General features: G+C 56.8%; 16 protein-coding genes and 5 pseudogenes. 4 read left to right on the top strand and 17 right to left on the bottom strand.

Annotation, left to right across the window (positions count from 1 at the left end):
• The 8 genes from V5E99_RS30300 to V5E99_RS30265 form a co-directional block, all read right to left on the bottom strand.
• On the bottom strand, nt 1-717 hold a 717-nt coding region (locus V5E99_RS30300; protein WP_499806169.1), incomplete at its 3' end, for an IPT/TIG domain-containing protein.
• Nucleotides 718-823: 106 nt separating this feature from the next.
• A complete protein-coding gene (locus V5E99_RS30295; protein WP_499806168.1) occupies nt 824-1,360 on the bottom strand; it encodes a GNAT family N-acetyltransferase in 537 nt (178 codons plus the stop codon).
• Nucleotides 1,357-1,908 (bottom strand): phage tail protein, encoded by a 552-nt coding sequence (locus V5E99_RS30290; RefSeq protein WP_499806167.1) that lies wholly within the window; start codon nt 1,906-1,908, stop codon nt 1,357-1,359. The genes V5E99_RS30295 and V5E99_RS30290 overlap by 4 nt, the downstream gene beginning before the upstream one ends.
• 30 nt (nt 1,909-1,938) lie before the next feature.
• Nucleotides 1,939-2,502, bottom strand: a complete 564-nt coding sequence (locus V5E99_RS30285; RefSeq protein WP_499806166.1) for a phage tail protein — start codon at nt 2,500-2,502, stop codon at nt 1,939-1,941.
• 35 nt (nt 2,503-2,537) lie between these two features.
• Nucleotides 2,538-3,083 (bottom strand): phage tail protein, encoded by a 546-nt coding sequence (locus V5E99_RS30280; protein WP_499806164.1) that lies wholly within the window; start codon nt 3,081-3,083, stop codon nt 2,538-2,540.
• A 1,126-nt stretch (nt 3,084-4,209) separates the two neighbouring features.
• Nucleotides 4,210-5,469 carry a cyanide-forming glycine dehydrogenase subunit HcnC gene (hcnC, locus tag V5E99_RS30275; protein WP_499806162.1) on the bottom strand — a complete coding sequence of 420 codons (1,260 nt, stop codon included), beginning with the start codon at nt 5,467-5,469 and terminating at the stop codon, nt 4,210-4,212.
• Nucleotides 5,462-6,871: a cyanide-forming glycine dehydrogenase subunit HcnB gene (gene hcnB, locus V5E99_RS30270; RefSeq protein ID WP_499806161.1), complete on the bottom strand. Its 1,410-nt coding sequence runs from the start codon at nt 6,869-6,871 to the stop codon at nt 5,462-5,464. Before hcnB ends, hcnC begins: the two co-directional genes overlap by 8 nt.
• A complete protein-coding gene (locus V5E99_RS30265; protein WP_499806159.1) occupies nt 6,868-7,131 on the bottom strand; it encodes a (2Fe-2S)-binding protein in 264 nt (87 codons plus the stop codon). Before V5E99_RS30265 ends, hcnB begins: the two co-directional genes overlap by 4 nt.
• Before the next feature lie 183 nt (nt 7,132-7,314).
• Here V5E99_RS30265 and V5E99_RS30260 point away from each other — a divergent pair.
• Nucleotides 7,315-7,564: pseudogene (locus V5E99_RS30260) on the top strand (Tn3 family transposase); the annotation flags it as partial.
• A gap of 333 nt (nt 7,565-7,897) precedes the next feature.
• On the top strand, nt 7,898-8,533 hold the full coding sequence (locus V5E99_RS30255) for a group II intron maturase-specific domain-containing protein (protein WP_499806157.1): 636 nt from the start codon (nt 7,898-7,900) through the stop codon (nt 8,531-8,533).
• Between the two features lie 211 nt (nt 8,534-8,744).
• Here V5E99_RS30255 and V5E99_RS30250 read toward each other — a convergent pair whose 3' ends face one another.
• The 4 genes from V5E99_RS30250 to V5E99_RS30235 are packed head-to-tail and all read right to left on the bottom strand — an operon-like array spanning nt 8,745 to nt 11,950.
• Nucleotides 8,745-9,755 carry a site-specific integrase gene (locus V5E99_RS30250; RefSeq protein ID WP_499806155.1) on the bottom strand — a complete coding sequence of 337 codons (1,011 nt, stop codon included), beginning with the start codon at nt 9,753-9,755 and terminating at the stop codon, nt 8,745-8,747.
• Nucleotides 9,752-10,354, bottom strand: coding sequence for a tyrosine-type recombinase/integrase (locus V5E99_RS30245; protein WP_499806153.1), 603 nt, complete (start codon nt 10,352-10,354; stop codon nt 9,752-9,754). The genes V5E99_RS30250 and V5E99_RS30245 overlap by 4 nt, the downstream gene beginning before the upstream one ends.
• On the bottom strand, nt 10,344-10,700 hold the full coding sequence (locus tag V5E99_RS30240) for a hypothetical protein (protein WP_499806151.1): 357 nt from the start codon (nt 10,698-10,700) through the stop codon (nt 10,344-10,346). The genes V5E99_RS30245 and V5E99_RS30240 overlap by 11 nt, the downstream gene beginning before the upstream one ends.
• On the bottom strand, nt 10,697-11,950 hold the full coding sequence (locus tag V5E99_RS30235; protein WP_499806149.1) for a tyrosine-type recombinase/integrase: 1,254 nt from the start codon (nt 11,948-11,950) through the stop codon (nt 10,697-10,699). The genes V5E99_RS30240 and V5E99_RS30235 overlap by 4 nt, the downstream gene beginning before the upstream one ends.
• Before the next feature lie 178 nt (nt 11,951-12,128).
• On the opposite strand from V5E99_RS30235, the pseudogene V5E99_RS30230 reads away from it, so the two are divergent.
• A pseudogene (locus tag V5E99_RS30230) lies at nt 12,129-12,320 on the top strand (transposase domain-containing protein); the annotation flags it as partial.
• Between the two features lie 434 nt (nt 12,321-12,754).
• On the opposite strand, the pseudogene V5E99_RS30225 reads toward V5E99_RS30230, so the two are convergent.
• Nucleotides 12,755-12,913: pseudogene (locus V5E99_RS30225) on the bottom strand (transposase); the annotation flags it as partial.
• Between the two features lie 83 nt (nt 12,914-12,996).
• On the opposite strand from V5E99_RS30225, the pseudogene V5E99_RS30220 reads away from it, so the two are divergent.
• Nucleotides 12,997-14,001: pseudogene (locus V5E99_RS30220) on the top strand (IS110 family RNA-guided transposase).
• Nucleotides 14,002-14,248: 247 nt separating this feature from the next.
• Here V5E99_RS30220 and V5E99_RS30215 read toward each other — a convergent pair.
• The 4 genes and pseudogenes from V5E99_RS30215 to V5E99_RS30200 all read right to left on the bottom strand — a co-directional run.
• Nucleotides 14,249-14,704, bottom strand: a pseudogene (locus tag V5E99_RS30215) (transposase); the annotation flags it as partial.
• Nucleotides 14,705-15,076: 372 nt separating this feature from the next.
• On the bottom strand, nt 15,077-15,424 hold the full coding sequence (locus V5E99_RS30210; RefSeq protein ID WP_499806147.1) for a hypothetical protein: 348 nt from the start codon (nt 15,422-15,424) through the stop codon (nt 15,077-15,079).
• Nucleotides 15,421-15,606, bottom strand: coding sequence for a hypothetical protein (locus tag V5E99_RS30205; protein WP_499806145.1), 186 nt, complete (start codon nt 15,604-15,606; stop codon nt 15,421-15,423). Before V5E99_RS30205 ends, V5E99_RS30210 begins: the two co-directional genes overlap by 4 nt.
• 477 nt (nt 15,607-16,083) lie before the next feature.
• Entirely contained in the window at nt 16,084-16,815 is a 732-nt protein-coding gene (locus V5E99_RS30200; RefSeq protein ID WP_499806143.1) for a hypothetical protein, read from the bottom strand.
• Nucleotides 16,816-17,131 lie beyond the last annotated feature (316 nt).

Here is a 17,131-nt window from a genome sequence, read left to right as displayed (position 1 = left end):
CACCGTGGCGCTAACCGGGCCGACGGTAGGGGCGGGCACGGCGTAGGTATAGCCGTTGGTCAGGGTCGCGCTGCCGCCCGAGGTGGTGACCGTCACGTTCACCGCGCCTGCGGCATGGGCCGGGGTGGTGGCGGTGATGGTGGTGGCATTATTAACGGTGAAACCAGTGGCTGCTACTCCGTCAAAGGTCACAGCCGTGGCGCCGGTAAAGTTGGTGCCGGTTAGGGTCACGGAGGTGGCGCCTGCCGTGCTGCCGCTGCTCGGGGTTACCGAAGTCAGGGTCGGGGTCGCGGAACTGGTGACCAGCAGGTTGTAGGTGGCGACCCCGCCATCGTTGTTGCCGTCATTGAGCGTAATACTGAACGTGTAGTTGCCCGCGGTGGTCGGGGTGCCGTGCAAAACGGTGGTCGCGCTGCCGGGTGACGCGTCGAGGATCAGGCCCGGCGGCAGGCAGGGGGTCACGCCATCGTAGTTCGGGTCATTGGCGTCGCACTCTACCCAGCGGTCCAGGGGTAACGTGCCGCCGACGGAAGTGATGGTGATGCTCATGGACTGGCCCACCGCCACGCTGGGCAAGGTGCTGCCTGAGGCCGGATTGGTGATTACCGGGGCAGCCGCCATGGCCTGGCTGGTCATGGTCAACATGACCAGGAGCAGAAAGAGTGAAATCAGCGGGCGTGTCAGCCAGGTACCTAGCGCGGTAAGCGGTGTTCTCATGAGGGCTTCCTGCCTTGCGACCGGTTCGAGGGTCGGGTCCAGCGTGAATGTTAATAAAGGCCCAGCGGTTACAGCCGGCCCCTTTGGGGCTGGTCATGATCGATGGTCAGGGCCTGTCTACTTCTTCCCGGGCGGCAACCCGCGCGGGACGGTGCATCTGGGTGTACAGACCGGTGTCGGCGCCCGGTCGGAAGCCCAGTCGTTCATAAAGCCTGCGGGCCCGGCTGCCTTGCTCGACACTCAGGCTGCAGGGCTGACGCTTGGCGTCGGCCTTGGCCAGTACCGCCCGCAGCAACTCAGTGCCAATGCCCCGGCCGTGCCAGTCCGGCAGCAGAGCAATATCGACAATTCGCACATCGACTGCTTCGCAATCCACACACAGCCGACCAATCGGACTGCCGGCCTGCTCGACGATCAGGAAGTCCGCCGCAGGGAAGTGTTTTTCATAGTGCTGGCGTTGCAGTTCGGCCTGGGAGTGCAGGAAAGCCCGGCGCTGAGCGTTACTCCAGCCCGCGACGGTGCTGACTTCGGCCCAGCGGCGTGACACGAACAGCTCCTGCAGAAATTTCAGGTCGTGGCTATTCTGCTTGCGCAGTACAGCCATGCAGCCTGCCGGCAGTTGGAGATTGGAGGTGTGAGTCATGAGGCTCTGATCGGGTACTCGCCATTCAGGCAGATACAGTAGGACAACGTCTGGAAGGGCTGCATGGTATTGCGCAGCGTCACCTGAGCTGAGGCGTTACCCGCTGCCCTCACTGTTTCGGGCGCCAATTTAGCGGCCGACGCGGACGGCGCCGCGTTGTTGTACAGACGTAAGTTGCGTGGCTGCGCCAGGTAGGCTTTACCGTCTGGGGTATCCAGGGCTGCCGCCGATTCTTTGCCGTCCTTTGCCACGACCTGATGCGTATGTGAGGCGAAGTTATTGGGCTGCATGTTTATCCGGTCGGCACCTAACGCAGTGCCAATTGGCCTGAAGGTCAGCCCGGCCCCTTGGCCGGCCCCCATGGCCACGCGTCCGTTGAGATTGGGCAGCTTGAAGTTCTGGCCGGGGGTGCCGCCATACAGGTTGCCAATTACCGAGTAGAGCACTGGACTCTGTTGGACCGTGATGAGCGAGCCGTCGCAGTACGCCCAGTTTTGCGGTGCGAAATTGTAGGGGAACAGCCTGATTTCACCAATGAAAGCATCCATGATCGGTCATTCCAGATTGAGTGAGAGGGGTCACTGGTTTCGGGTCGGATAGAGGCCGACCAGGCAGATGATGTAGTTGATCGCCAATGAGCTCATCAGGTTGCTATGGGGCTTCGCGGTTCCACTGGCCGGTATCAGCGCCGGATCGAGAAAAGCCGGGTTCAGCGGCATGGCTGCTGACGTTCCGGTTCCTGCGCTGTACAGCCCGGCGATGATCCCCGCGCCTTGAAACTTGCCAAAGGTCATGTTGTTGGGGGACGGACTCGCAGAGTCGGCATCTTTGGTGCTCACCATAAAGGCATGGGTATGGGCTGCCGTGTTTTCCGGCAACATGGTCACTTCTTCCACGCCAAAGGTATTTGTCAGCGTCCTTGGGGTCAGGCCGGTTCCCGAGCCCTGGCCCATGGGGAGGCGACCACGGTAGTCAGGCAGGCCGAAGTAGGTGCTGCCATTGCTGCCATACAGAGTGCCCAGTAGCGAGTACAGGGCTTGAAAGTTGTTGATTGGCAACAACCTACCGTCACACAACGCCCAATTTTCCGGCGCATAGTCACCGGCGAACATGCGGATTTCTCCGACGAAGGCTTCAGACATGTCAGTTTCCTTGCTTGAGGGTCTGTAAACAGCGTTTACTGGCGCGGCGGGTAGTGACCGACCGTGGCGATGCAGAAACACCCGACGATGCTGGGCTGCATGTTCTGCATGGGCGCGCCTTGTGTTGGGCTTACGGTGGCGATGTTGAGGTTGACCAGGGCGCTCTTGTCAGCCGTATAGGTCGGTTTTGAAACGGCGCCTAGGGAGTTCGAGCTGACGGCGGGGATGTTGCCGGAGGGGCCGGCGGTACCTGAGTTGGTCGAGACATGCGTGGCATGAGTGTGCTGTACCAGCGAGCCTTGCGGCAGTGTGATTGTTTCGCTACCGCCAGTTGAGCCCAAAGCGTGGGTATCCATGATCGGATCGACAGTGGAGGGTCTGTAGTTCTGCCCCAGGGCGACCCGGCCACGCAGATCCGGCAGGCCGAATGTGGTGGCGCCGTCACCGCCATAGGTTTTGCCTAATAGGGAACCCAGCGCCACATTGGAGCTGATTTGCAGAACCTGGCCCTCGCAAGGGAGCCAGCCTTCAAGTGCCCAATCCCAAGGGAACAGGCGAATTTCACCGACAAAGGGATCCATGTTCTTTTCTCCTTGAACAAAATATTGGCGCCGAGAATCCACTTCCTGCGGAAGGGCAGCAAGCGCGTGGGTGGAGGGTAAATAAAGTTGAATTTAATTGGCAAGTTTAATTTTTGTTTTTTCTGGTATTTAACTAAGCTTTTGACAAGCCACGAATAGTTGATGTATTTACTCAACATATCTATCCAGAGATAAGCACTGAAGAAACTTCGGGTACAAACGCAGAAAAACACGGCGCTGCAACCCGCATCTACTCCGTTACCCATACAGTTGTCAGGAGCAAATTCGCTCGCTGTATCGTCGAATATTTGCGTTGAAATCCAGCATGCGCGCGGCACCGTCAAAGTGAACTGGCCAACTGAAAGGGCCGCTGCTTGCGTAACCTTCTTCGAGATCTGCTGCGATGATTCACATCGATTCCATCTGACTCGCCACCGAGCCAATGGATATGCGCGCCGGTACCGAAGATGTTGCTTATGGCACTGACAGGTAGCGCAGGCCGAGACCTTATTCCGCAGGCTCGTCATGCCGAGTCAAACATATGGCTGATTGCAGCAAAAATCTTAGCAAGCTAAATAACGTACAAACTCAAAAAATGAGATCGCCATTAAAGTAAATAGATACATTGCCGGATATAGTGACGAACGCAAGCCTGCTGGGGTCAGCCAATTGAGAGTTAGTCGAGGGACCTATGGACTCATTACGTAGCATCAAGCTTTCCACACGATTAATCTCTGCATTTGTGGTGTGTGTTGGCGTTGATTGAAAATCTATGGTCACCCCATTTTTTTGCAATACTGATTAACGGATGAAGTGGTTTGGCTTGCTTAAGGAGGGTCTGAAGTAGCCACCGAATTCTCGATACTCCAGCCATCGGGAGTTCAAAAAACGGTGGCCTGCCAAACCGGCGGTTATAAAACTCAATCTACGTGTGCGAAATCGTCGCTTCGTGGGTTTTCACCTGACCTGATTTCAACTTGTCTTTCAGACGGTAGCTCTGCCCGCTGATCTGCACGATTATGCGCATGATGCAGCAGTCGATCCAGCAGTGCGGCGGTCAGGCCAAGGCAAGCCCTGGGTTGCTTGCCTTGGCCAGGGGCGGCGGCTTAAGTTGATGACATTGGGGTCAGGCCGGCTCTGGTTCAAGCACTTGCTTGACCGGCACCACCTCAAATCGCTCCTCCAGAAACGGCGTGATATCCAGCGGCAGCGGCTCATCGTTGAGCAGTTTGTCCAGCAGCACGCCGGTGATCGCCGAGGTCAGAATGCCGGTGCGAAAGTGCCCGCAAGCATTCAGATAACCCTCCACCCCACGCATCGGCCCAAGAATCGGCAGCTCATCCGGCGACCCCGGACGCAGCCCGGCCCAGGTGCGCTTGAGGTTGACGTCCTTGAGCTCCGGCAGGCAACGCACCGCGCCTTGCACCAACCCGGCGATTTCCGGGTAGGTGGTGGTGACGTCGAAGCCTTTGTCTTCGGTGGTGCTGCCGATCAGGATTTCGCCGTTGTCCTTCTGCGCGACATAACAATCGCTGGTGGTCAGGCAACCGTTGAGGATTTTCGGGATGCGCTCGGTCAGCAGAATCTGGCCTTTCACCGGTTTCACCGGAATGCGCACTCCTGTGGCCCACTCGCTCAGGTCCGCCGCCCAGGCACCGGCGGCGTTGATCAAGGTCTTGCAGTGAAACACCCCGGCTTCGGCCGTTTGCACACCGGTCACTCGCGAGCCGTGATGCAACACGCCGGTGACATTGGTGTTGACGTAGATATCGACGCCGTTCTGCCGCGCACCTTCGGTATAAGCATCGCTGAGGCGGAACGGGCTGACCTGATGGTCGCAAAGAAACTCCAGCGCCCCGCGTGCTTCTTGGCTGACACTCGGCTCGGACTCACGCAGCGCCGCCTGATCAAGCCAGCGCACCTGATCGGCCAGATGCGGAATGCAGCCAACGATGTGTTCAGCGTAGAGCCGGTCTTCATCGTCGTAGATGACGAACTTCAGCCCAGTCTTCTCGAACTTGAAATCCACCCCGTGGTTTTCCATCAACTCGCGGTGCAGCGCCGGGTACAGCGCGTTGGACTGCAAGGCGAAATCGAAGAACGACGTCGGCAGAATGTGCGGCGTATTGGCATCCACTGCCACCGCAGCGCCCTGGGTTTCGCGCTTGCGGTTGGCCGACATCATGCGAAAGAAAATCACCCCGCACCCCAGGCCCACCGACTCCCCAATCGCCCACAAACCTCCGGCCGAGGCGCGGCTTGCATTGCCGGGGCGTTTGGCGTCGATCAATGCAACCTTGAGGTTTTTTCGCTTGGACAATTGATAGGCGCAGGAAGCCCCGATTACGCCACCACCGGCAATGACCACATCGTAGGACTTACTCATGAGAAGCGGCCTCCGTGCCGACAGACTGGAATGCAGAAAAGGGAATCGGATCAATCGGGAATCGCGGACGCAACCAACCGACGTCCTGCCGCCCGGTGGCCTGACGCAAGCGATCGCTGCAATAACCGACGCACATCCGTCCCTGGCAATCGCCCATGCTCACGCGGGTGCGCATTTTCAGGCTGGCGATGTCTTGCACGCCTTGTTCCAGCGCGCGATCGATATCGGCGCGGGTCACGTGTTCACAACGGCAGATGACCGTGTCAGCCGCCGGTAACGCGGTTTGGCCGACGCCGCGTTCGGTGTAGCGATCCACCGCTGCACGAAAACGCACGATGGCTTTGAGTTTGCCCAGATAGCGATCACGGCGCACGCGGGCCAGTTCTTTTTCCAGCACGCCGCGCTGCAGCAGGATCGAGGTCGCGGCGATCTTGCCAGCGAGCATCGCCGCTTCGCCGCCACGAATCCCACCCATGTCGCCGGCCAGGTGTACATGCGGTTCGTTGCTTTGCTGCCAGACATTGGAATTGGCGCGCAGATAACCGTCGTCGCTGAAACCGTGACCCAGGCCCATTTGCTGACTCAGTTGGGTTCTCGGGATAAAACCGTAACCGACCGCCAGGGTTTTCGCCTCGAAGCGTTCGACGCGGGACATGTCCGGCTCCCAATTGGCCGAGTACGGCGCCACGCTGACGCTTTTCAGTTCGCCCTCACCGTGGGCTTCGACCACGCCCCAGCCATAGTTCATCGGGATACCGTGCAGTTTCAGGTACGCGAGCATGCTCACGCCATCGAGGAACAACTGCGGTTTGTTCAACAGCGCCAGACTTTCACGGGCGATCTTGCCGAACGCGCAGGCCTCGTACACGCCCGCCACGCTGACGCCCGAGGCGTGCAACTGAGTCGCTACCAGCGGCAGCAACGGCCCGGTACCGGCGATGATCACCGGGCCTTGCGGTTTGACCACGCCACTTTTGATTTGCAATTGCAGACCGCCAAGCATGAGCACGCCGGGCAACGTCCAGCCGGGAAATGGCACGCTGCGTTCGTGGCAACCGGCAGCCAGCAGCAACTGCGGATACTCGATCTCGTGCAGTTGCTCATCGCCGTCCAGCACGACCAATGCGCGGGTGCCTTCAGCGCCGACCACACGATGGTTGAGGCGTACATCGATCAGGCCGGATTGCTCTTGGAATTCACCGTGCAACTTGCCCAGTGCTTTGGAGTAACGCGGGCCGAGATAATCCAGCTGCACACCATCGCGCAGCGGGCCGCGATAGACCACACCGCCCAGACGCGAAGCCTCTTCAAGCAGGGTGCAGCGCACACCGTGGCAAGCCAGCTCGATGGCCGCCGCCATTCCCGCCGGGCCACCGCCGACAATCACCGGTTGCAGGTTCATACGACCTCCTGCGCAGTGATGCGGTTGACCTGGGTTTCGATGCGCATGCCTTCACGTACCACGGTCTGACAGGCGCGACGCTTGTGGCGACCGTTGATTTTCACCAGACAGCACTGGCACACGCCCATGCCGCAGTAGGCTCCGCTGATCTGGTTGTGATCGTTACGTGCAACCTGGCGCACACCAATAGACTGAATGACACTGAGGACAGTTTCGCCGATGGCGGCGCTGACCGCCTGGCCGTTGATGTGGACAGTCATATCCGCCTGCGCCAAAGGCTGGACATCGAAGGTTCTTTCTAGGCAGTGCATTGCGATGTTCTTCCGTGAAAAGTTCAGGGGATTCTTGCGTCAGCTCCTTGCTGCACTATCTTGCAGCAAGCGGCGTTTTTCAAGGTAGGAGATATTACAAAGCGAAACATTGATCCAGAACAGTGAAATCTCAGGCTGTGCACTTACACTGCTCAGAATCCGACACGACGGGCAATCTTCACAATCTTCGAGTTCGACAAGCTGGTCCGTAGCATCTACACACTGCGTTATCTGCAATCCGCAATTAGAACGTAACGTTCACCGCTCACAAAACCGCATCGAGTTCTATCATCAGCTACGTTCGGCCATCGCCCAGGTCGGGGGCAAGAAAGAACTAACCAGTCGAACCGAAATCGAGATCGAGATCGAGATCAGCAACCAATCCAGAGAGGGAGCAGCCGGCACTGAAAATAGCGGCATAAAAAACACGACTGACGCGACAACTACCTTGCAAAACGCCGGCCCGAAAAATGCAAATGGTGCGTTATGCTGACGACTTCATCATCACTGGCTGTTCGAAAGAGTGGCTGGAGAATGAAGTCAGGCCCGCCGTGGTTGAATTTCTGGCAGAGCGTGGACTTGTTCTCTCTCCGGAAAAACCAAAATAACGCATATAGGGGACGGGTTCGACTTCCTCGGATGGAACCTGCGCAAGTACAACGGCAAGCTCCTGATCAAGCCGTCTAAGGCGAACATCGGGGCTCTCCTTGCCAAGTTGCGGGAGTTGATCAAGATCAACAAAACGATACGACAGGCGAACTTGATAGGTTTGCTCAACCCGGTTTTACGGGGTTGGGCAAACTATCACAGCCATGTCGTCGCGAAGAAGGTCTTCAACCAGGTGGACAGCGCAGTGTGGGAAATGCTCTGGCGATGGGCGGTACGTCGCCACCCTCGCAAAACACGCCGATGGGTAAAGGATCGATATTTCAAAGTACAAGGGGCGCGCCGTTGGGTATTCTCGTGTACCGAAAAATCAGCCGATGGTCGGAAGCGTCAATACACGCTAGTAGACGCCTCAGACACGCCGATTGTGCGGCATATCAAGATTAAGGCTGCTGCCAACCCCCACGACCCTGCATGGGATGAGTACTTCGAATCCCGCTGGGGCAAGAAGATGCTCACTTCCGTTAAAGGCAGAGCCAAGCTGTATCGGGTATGGGTGCAACAGGGCGGCAGGTGCTGCGCCTGCTTCAAGCCGGTGACCAAAGACACGCCGTGGCACAGTCGCCATGTTGTGAAGCTAGGTCATGGCGGGACGGACGCAGCAGCCAATCTTGAGATCTACCACCTGCGCTGCCCGAGGGATGTGCAATTTGCCTATGCCGATGATGCTCAACCGGGTGCCTAGAGGCGCCTTAGCAGAGGCTTGAGCCGTGTGCTGGGAAACTCGCATGCACGGTTCTTAGGGGGTTGGACGCTGGTAACCGCGTCTGACTACCCGACAACGTTATCCGACCGATCGCCCTGGGCAAAAATTATCCGCAGTCGGAAATTATGTCGGGTATACGGCGGCGGTGGCAGTACGCCTGGCTGCACACCACTGCCGACGTTGCATAATTTCAGAGACTTTCCAGAAACTTCAGCAAGGCATCAGTCGGACGATAGCGCGTGCGCTTGGTTTCGGGTGGTCCGATGGTGGCAAGGGCATGTTCCTTCATGGCCAGATCTGCTTCGACATAACCGTGAGTGGTGACCGGGCTTTCGTGGCCCAACCATAGAGCGATGACGGTGATATCCACCCCGGCCTGCAAAAGGTGCATGGCTGTCGAATGACGCAGCGTGTGTGGTGATACCTTGCGTTGCTGCAACTGGGGGCACGTCTTTATCGCCGCAGTGACAGCCAAGGCAATCCGCTCAGCCACACTTGAGCGCGTCATCGGCAGTCCGCGTCGGCTGGGGACGAGGGGCTGCTCCGCCCGCAAACCAACGTACTGCATCCAGTGACGGATCTCGACGGCCGTTTCCTTCCACAGCGGCACGGTTCGCTGCTTACGCCCTTTGCCGTGCAGGCACACCGAGGGCGTGGCTTCCAGTGTCACATCAGCCACGCGGATGCCGATCAACTCGGAGACTCGGGCCCCCGTGTTGTAGAGCAGCGCGATCAGGATACGATCGCGCCGGCCACACCATGTATTGGCATCGGGCGCGGCGAGTAGTGCCTGAACCTCGTCGCGGGAGAGGAACCCGAGCAGTGGTTTGTCGAAGCGCTTCATCGGGATGGCCAAGATTTGCTGGGCCAGCTGCAGAGCTGGCGGGCATTGCAAGGCCACATAATTGGCAAAGGCTCGCACGGCTGCCAAGCGCGCGTTGCGGCTGCGCACCGAGTTGTGGCGCTCGGTTTCAAGATGGGCCAGGAAATCGAGCACCAATGTCGCATCGAAGTCGTTCAGCGTCAGCTTGGCGGGCGGTTTGCCCCTCTCGCTTTCGGCGTAGCGCAGCAGCAGACGGAACGTGTCACGGTAAGCGATCACCGTTCTCGGACTCACGTTCTTTTGTTGAATGAGGCGCTCGGCAAAGAAGCGCTGGAGCAAGGCAGAAAATTCGGCAGAATCGGCCAGTAAGGGGTTCATTGCGATGCTCCCAGTGCATAACGGTGGAAGCGCTCAGCCGCAATCGTCATCAGTTCCGGCACACCGGTGAAGTACCAGTAGGTGTCACTTACCTTGGCATGCCCCACGTATGTCGATAGCGCCAGTACGGCGTGCTCACCATCGATGCCCTGCTCGTAGAAGCGCAGCATACTGCCCACGATAAAGGTGTGTCTCAGATCGTGCAGACGGTGATGTGCATGGTTCCCGCGCGGCTGCCAGTCGAGTTGCCGACACAATGTCTGTAGGGTGTACAGCATTGCGCGCCGATTGACCGGCTGGCCGTCATCTCGCAGAAAGAACCGTTCGCAAGCAGGCCGCGATACGAGTTCGTCACGCCGCAGGGCATATGCGCGCAGCTGTTCGGTAACGCTCGGATGAAGCGGCACCAGACGACGCTGATGGAACTTGGCGTCCTTGATGCAGAGTACCCCGCTCGCCAGATCGACGTCGGCACGCGTGAGCGCGAGCGCCTCGGCGATACGCAGCCCACTCGCGGCCAGCAATCCAAATACAGTCCGGCAGGTTACGGCGCGCAGCCCGTTGATCGGAATGAGATCATCGGTAGCCTTAAGGAGCATGACCAGCTCCGCAGCCGTGTAGATGTGGGGGGGGTAGCCGCCGGTGAGCAGAGCCGAAGAGGCCGTGTGGCGGAATCTCGGTGGCCGGATCGAGACGCAGGCAGAAGCGAGCGAAACCATGCAAAACCTCAATGCGGCGCGCCCATGTGAGTGGGTCTTGACGCCGTGAAGCGCGGGCCCATGCGACGGCAAGCGCCACCGTCAGATGATCCGCCGTGCTGATCTTGTCAGCGAAACGGGCGAATGATCTGAGCTGAGCTTCATCGATCGTCAGCTTGAATCCGAGACCACGCCGAAGCGCCAAATACGCCTCGACGTGTGACATCCAGGAGATCGGCGTCTTCATGAGCAACTCCCGGGCCAGGGCAATGCGACGGCGCGCAAACCCTCTAGGTCGACGCGGACGTAGGCGCTTGCCGTGTCGATGCTTCGGTGGCGCAGTAGGTCGGCGTTTTCCTTGACCGACGCTCCGGCGCGCTGCAGACGGGTTGCCGTGGTTCGGCGCAGGACATGGGTATTGCAGAACTGATCACGCAAGCCGCAGCGGACAAAGGCGCGATTCATGGCGTTGCGAATGGCTGCCACGCTGAGCGGTATGTCGGCGGGCGCACGGTGGCGCACGAACAAATTGCGGTCGGTTGTCTGCGGTCGTCCGTATTGCAGATAGCGGGCGATCGCTTCACCGGTGGGCACTGGGAGGGGCAATTGCTGTACGCGTTTGCTCTTGCTGGTGTCGAGCGTAAGCGTGCCGTTGCGCCAGTCGACCGACTTCAGTGTCAGGTGGGCCACTTCATCGCCACGCAAGCCAAGGTCAAGCAGGCAGCGTGCAATGGCGTAGTCACGCAGTTCGACTGGATTTGAGCAATCGAACGCCTTGAGAAACGCCTCCAACTGGGCGTCCGAGAGCGTCTTGGGCAAGGTGGCATGCCGCCAGTCCGCGACCCTCGGGAGCGTCGCCGAGAGTGTGTCGGTCGACTCCCCCAGCAAGGCACGGAAACGAAAATAGCTACGCAAACTGTTGCACACCACCCGCAGCGATGCCGGACGCAAGTGCGAAATCAATGTAGCCAGAAACGCATCAATCTGGGCACCGGACAGTGATGATAGAGCAAGCGGTTCGGCTCCGAAGCAGTAAGCGAGAAGTGCCCCGACATCTTTGCATCGACGAGCATTCGTTTGAGGTGCCACGCCGCAGATGTTCTGAAGATAATCACCAAGCCGGCCAAGTTCAGCAGTGATCGGATCATCTCCGGCTGATTTCACTGGACGCTGCTGTGCCAGTAGCTTCAGCAAGTACCGGAGTGCCGCCCGGGTATCGGCCACACCGGAATGCAACGACATAGAACAGGTGCAGGCAGGTAAATGCTCGTGTACGAAGCGCTCGGTGAGCACTGCATCGATGCTCTCCAGACACAGCGCTTCGGCCCTCATCCAATGACCGAAGTGGGCCAGAGCATGCAGATAGAGGCGGATCGTGGACTTAGCGTAGCACTGGGTAAGCAGGGCTTCGACGTAAGGGGTTACGGTGGCGCCGAGCGGGCTGCTATTGAATTCTTGGCGGCAAGAAAGTCTCGCCAGGTATTGATCCGCAGGCATGGTGTGCTCCTGTAGAGAGAGGGGGCTCTACAGGAAACCACCGAAAATTATGGCGTGCTCGAAACGCGCCAGGAAACCCGGAAAGCAGGCGGGCTATGCGATCGCAAAACCGGGTACGGGCGAACTGAGCATAATTTTCGACTGCGGATAATTTCGCTTATGCCAAGCTTGGCATAAGCGAAAGAACTGGCTGTTTACCGGCTCTGAACGCTCCGGGCGCAGCGCCGCTGCAATCCAAAGCTTGCTAGCCACCGCCAAACTCAACGACCTTGAGCCTGCTGCCTGGCTTAAAGACACGCCGGAAAAACTCCCCGCCTGGCCGAACAGCCGAATCGATGAGTTATTGCCGCTGGGACTCACGAGCAAGTAAAGGTGGGGCGGCTGGACGCTTACGATGCGGTGACCGTTCCACTGAGGTTCCGACTGATTGGGAGACTGGCCAGAGACACAGTGAGGGTCAGACTCTTACCATCAACGACTCCACTTACGTTTGTCATCGACGTTTCAGTTTCTATCCCTCCACCGCTTTTGAGAGCTATGTGCTGTAGGGTTCCTACGATCTTTCCGTCCTGGGCCTGAGTAAGTTGCAAGAGCTCAGCGCTTGATGAGTCTTTGGCCACATAACTACCTGAAATTGAGCGGTCAAAGCACGCCGAAAGCGATATCACAATGGACATGATCACTAGAATGCGTACCGGGCCTCCCATTCCCTCCCCCTAGACAAAACCAGTATAGGGGCTGCTGGAGCAGCCTCAAGGCGTACGATTTTTCTTAGCGTGCGATTTTTTCCGAATTCTGTAGGCACCCCGCGTCGCCGTACACGTAAGTTTCCTCGCCGTGCAACAACTGATCGACCTGTGTCACGTCCGCTACATTCGCCGCCGTGCCCACCAGGCTATGCACCAAGCCGGATTCGCCGTCGACGCCGATGTGCGCTTTCATCCCGAAGAAATACATATTTCCTTAATGAGATGGTCAGCCCGGTCCGAGAAGCCCGGTGAGTCTAGACTTACCAGGTTTCTCTCTTTACCGAAGGAGGATCTCTCATGAACACCGTGACGCTTCTGGGTATCGACATCGGCAAGAACACCTTCCACTTGCATGGCCAGGACGCCAGAGGAAATCAGCTCTTGCGCAAGAAGCTCAATCGTAGCCAATTGCTGCCGTATCTGGCGCAGTTGTCAAACTGCAAGATTGCCATGGAGTCCTGCGGCGGTTCGCAGTGGCTGGCTAGGCAGATTGAGGGCTTAGGCCACCGAGTGCAATTAATCGCGGCGCAGCATGTGAAGGCCTACGTCACCGGCAACAAGAATGACTTTACCGATGCAGAGGCCATCTGCGAAGCTGCGTCGCGACCCAGAACCCGCTCGGTTCCGGTAAAGACCCTTGAGCAGCAGGTCCTGTCGACCGAGCACAAGCTGCGCAAGTCTTGGGTGGATAATCGCACGGGAATCATCAACCAGGTGCACGGCTTTCTGCTGGAATTCGGCATCATCTTCCCCATTGGATACGCTGCTTTGTAGCAGGTACCCGCGTTAATGGAAAACCATGAACTGCCAATTCGACTGCGCAATGCGGTTGAGCGGATGCTGCTCGATATCCAACGCCTGACTCGAGATATCAAAGCAATCGATGTCGAGATCAAGCAGCAATTGTCTGAGGACGATGCGGGCGTGCGCTTGTTGAGCATCCCCGGCATCGGCCCTCTCACCGCTAGCGCGCTCTTGGCCGATGTCGGCGACGCTTCGACTTACAAAAGCTCACGTGACTTTGCCGCGTCACTCGGGTTGGTGCCTCGACAGTATTCAACCGGGGGCAAGACGATCTTGCTCGGCATCAGCAAGCGCAGCGATAAATATCTGCGCTGCCTGCTGGTGCAAGGCGCTCACGCACTGATGATACGAATCGACAAGCGAAACGATGCCCTCGGTGCCTGGGTAAGAAAACTATTGGCTCGCAAGCCTCCGAACAAGGTCGCCTGTGCGCTAGCCAACAAAATGGCAAGAATCGTCTGGGCTGTATTGGCCCGAGGCGGTAGCTACAACGCGTAACAAATGGCCTGACCCAACCGAGTTACTACCGGCTTTTTCGACGACAGTGATGATGACGATAAACGGCAGACATCCCGACTGAAAACCTGGAGACGAAGATAGTTTTTAAAGCTGATCCCTTTATCAAGGACAGTTGGGAGCGATTTCTCATCAAGGGCCGAGCGCTAATGACCGTGCTCACCATGAGCCCGGATACATTAGCGCAAGCATGTTTTACCGTTCATCACGCTGGGTTGCAGGAGGTGGGCTGACCATACATCTTCGTCTGATGCATTTCGGGATCGCGTTTGCCGTCCTTGTTCTTGGTCGAACTCGGCGCGTGAATGATCGTCGCATCGACCACCGTGCCGTGACGCAACAGCAGGCCACGATCACCCAGATAGCTATTGATGACCTGCAAAATTTCGCCCGCCAACTCATGCTTTTCCAACAAGCGACGGAAATTGAGGATCGTGGTTTCATACAGTGACTCTTCCATCGCCGGATCGCTGTAGCCGAACCAGTTCTGCATCAGATGAACCCGCAACATGGCCATCAAAGGATACGCCGGACGGCCCCCTTCGCCCTTTGGATAATGCGGCTCGATCAAAGCAAGCAATCCCTTCCAGGGCACCACCTGATCCATCTCGATCAGGAAGCGCTCGCGGCGTGTCTGCTTACGTTTGCCGGCATACTCGGCATCGGCGAAGGACATCTGTTTCATCGGGGCTCAACCGTTCAGTTTGTGCGAGGTGCGTATTTCACCAAATCTGGAAGTCTTTTTCAGAGTTTCCTTAGGTGCGGTGCAAACGAACGTTTGCGCAATGCCATTCAGTCTCAAAATACGCATTTATAGGCCTGCCGGAAATTTCGGCGGTTTGGGCGTACAACCCCTGTTGGGGGCGGCTGACGGAATTTTCTGGGGTTCCGGCTTACACCCCAAAAATGAGATTTTCCCAGCGATGGTTTTTTCCTTCTCCATGCAGGTCCAGAACGAAGAACCCCGGCACGTTGGCCGGGGTGGGTAGTGCGTTCACAATATAAAGTTGGTTTTGTCGCGCCCTGTTAGAGCGTTTTGCGGGAGCATTGACTGCTGCTACTCGTGCCCTATGGAATAGCCATGATCCAACGATGGCCACCCCCGGGACGTCAGGATGCCATTGACATCGATGTAGCCTCCCGAGTCGTTCTGCCAACGTACTGAGTAGTAGCGTTCACTCGAAGGCAGATCGGCATCCATCGTGTACACGGTGAGTTTCCATCCCTCGACAGCCTTGGCGAAACCGGCATCATCTAGGCGTTGCAGTGCATAACGTGCCAAGCGAAACGCCAGCCCCTGGGTGATCACCTTGTCGGTGATATGCAGGTGATCCGGAAGCTTTTGCCCCACCATGTTGAAACGAGATTCGCCTCGCTGGTAGACCTCAGTGGCCACAGTACTCATGCGACGCCCTTCTGGTTAGCGGCGTGCTCGGAATCCATCATCCGTTTGAAGTCGACTGCTTTTTTCTTCGATGAAAAATGGTAGAGGACGGGATCCTCTTGCGGATCCGATTTGGTGTCTTCAATCAGCCAAGGTTTTTTGTGGCTGGTACTTGGGCGAAGCTGAAAGCGCTCGTTTTGCATGGTCACATCTCCTGAGAATTAACTTCGTAACAGAGAGATGAGCCACACAGGCCGAGAAACGCCCGAATTTCGTCCAGTTTTGACTGAGCTATTCCGTGATCTATCCTTAAACTAGGTGAATGTCACGCACCCTCCGCCCGCAACGGAAAAATATGCTCTGTGGCACATTCGTTAACCCTAGCGATGGTCAATCTAAAGAGTGTTGACAGACGTTTTTGGCAAAAAGCGGTTTAGGCATCGTGTTACCGATTACAGATCGTCGACCGGCAGAGGAGCATCGACATCTTGCTCTCTAAAGCGGGGAGCATCATGAGGATGGGATTGGGCGAAACATATTTCTCGGATACAACAGCACATCTGTTATCGATAAACCATATCACCGCATAGCACCTGTTGATCGATGTCACAAATTGAGTTTCTGCTGTAATAAAAAGGACCACACACCGTGTGGCCCTTTTTCCTTACTTAATTACTGATTTAGAGCGACTGCAAAGAAATGCTCGCACTTTTAGAGTCCTGCTGACTATCAGCATCCATCCACACCCATTGCGTACCATCACCTTGCAGATTGTTGGAAATGCTCTGGATTTGCGTTGCAGAGATGGTTACAGCCCCTTTTTCCGAGGCGGTAGGCCCAATATTGGTTACTTGGCCAGCCAGCAAACCATTCGAGGTTTCATTGATCACAAATACAGTAGCAGCGGCCTCACGGAACTGGCACGAAATGAACTGGGTGATTTTGCTGACGATTGTCAGATTCATCCATTTTGACGGAGGTACTGCATAATACCGGTTATATTTGTTGAACGCATACTGATCGCCGTTAGCCTGCAACGGAGAGTTGTTCAGACCACTGGTATTGGTAGGCATGCTGGTGCTGCCCAGCCAAGCTTCGACCTGAGCGATACCACTATTGCTTGGCAACGAAACCGAAATGGTCTGCGTATCACTGCCCGAGACAAAACCCAACGAGGCCAGGCCCGCATTAGCTGTAGTACCAGGAACAGTAATTGTTGCCGGTGGCTGACTATTGCTCCACACCACATTGACAGCAGCATTATTGTCACTCTGAGCAGAGTTATAAATGAAAATCCCATAAATCTGACCAGGACGGAGTGTTGTGCACGTTGCAGTATCTCCCGCATTAAGGGTGATACGTTGTCCGCCGTTCCAGTTAATCTGAGATGCTGCGATAGCGAAGCTTTCCATGGGAAATCCTTTCCTTGGTTAATCATGAGTAAGAGAAAACGCAGCATCATGCACACTTCCGCTGCTCGATTACGAGGTTAGCCGCCTTTTCCACGGATGGTTTTCAACTTCTAGATTAGTTGGCTATAACCGAGCAATGGCTCAAAGTCATTTATCTGTAATGGCGACAATAAATTAATAAATGTAGTTTTCACACGCCTGGGTCGATTGCAGCCTTTGGGCAAGACATTTGCGAAGCGAGAATAGGGATTCGAACCCCTAGGGAAGGTCTGAAGTACCCACCGTTTTTTTGATACTCCAACCATTTGGAGTTCAA

It is taken from the genome of Janthinobacterium sp. LPB2021202312-11-4, from assembly GCF_037049705.1.
GTDB lineage: Bacteria > Pseudomonadota > Gammaproteobacteria > Pseudomonadales > Pseudomonadaceae > Aquipseudomonas.
Note: the sequence above shows the minus strand (reverse complement) of the source record. Positions and strands in the feature narration are given on the sequence as shown.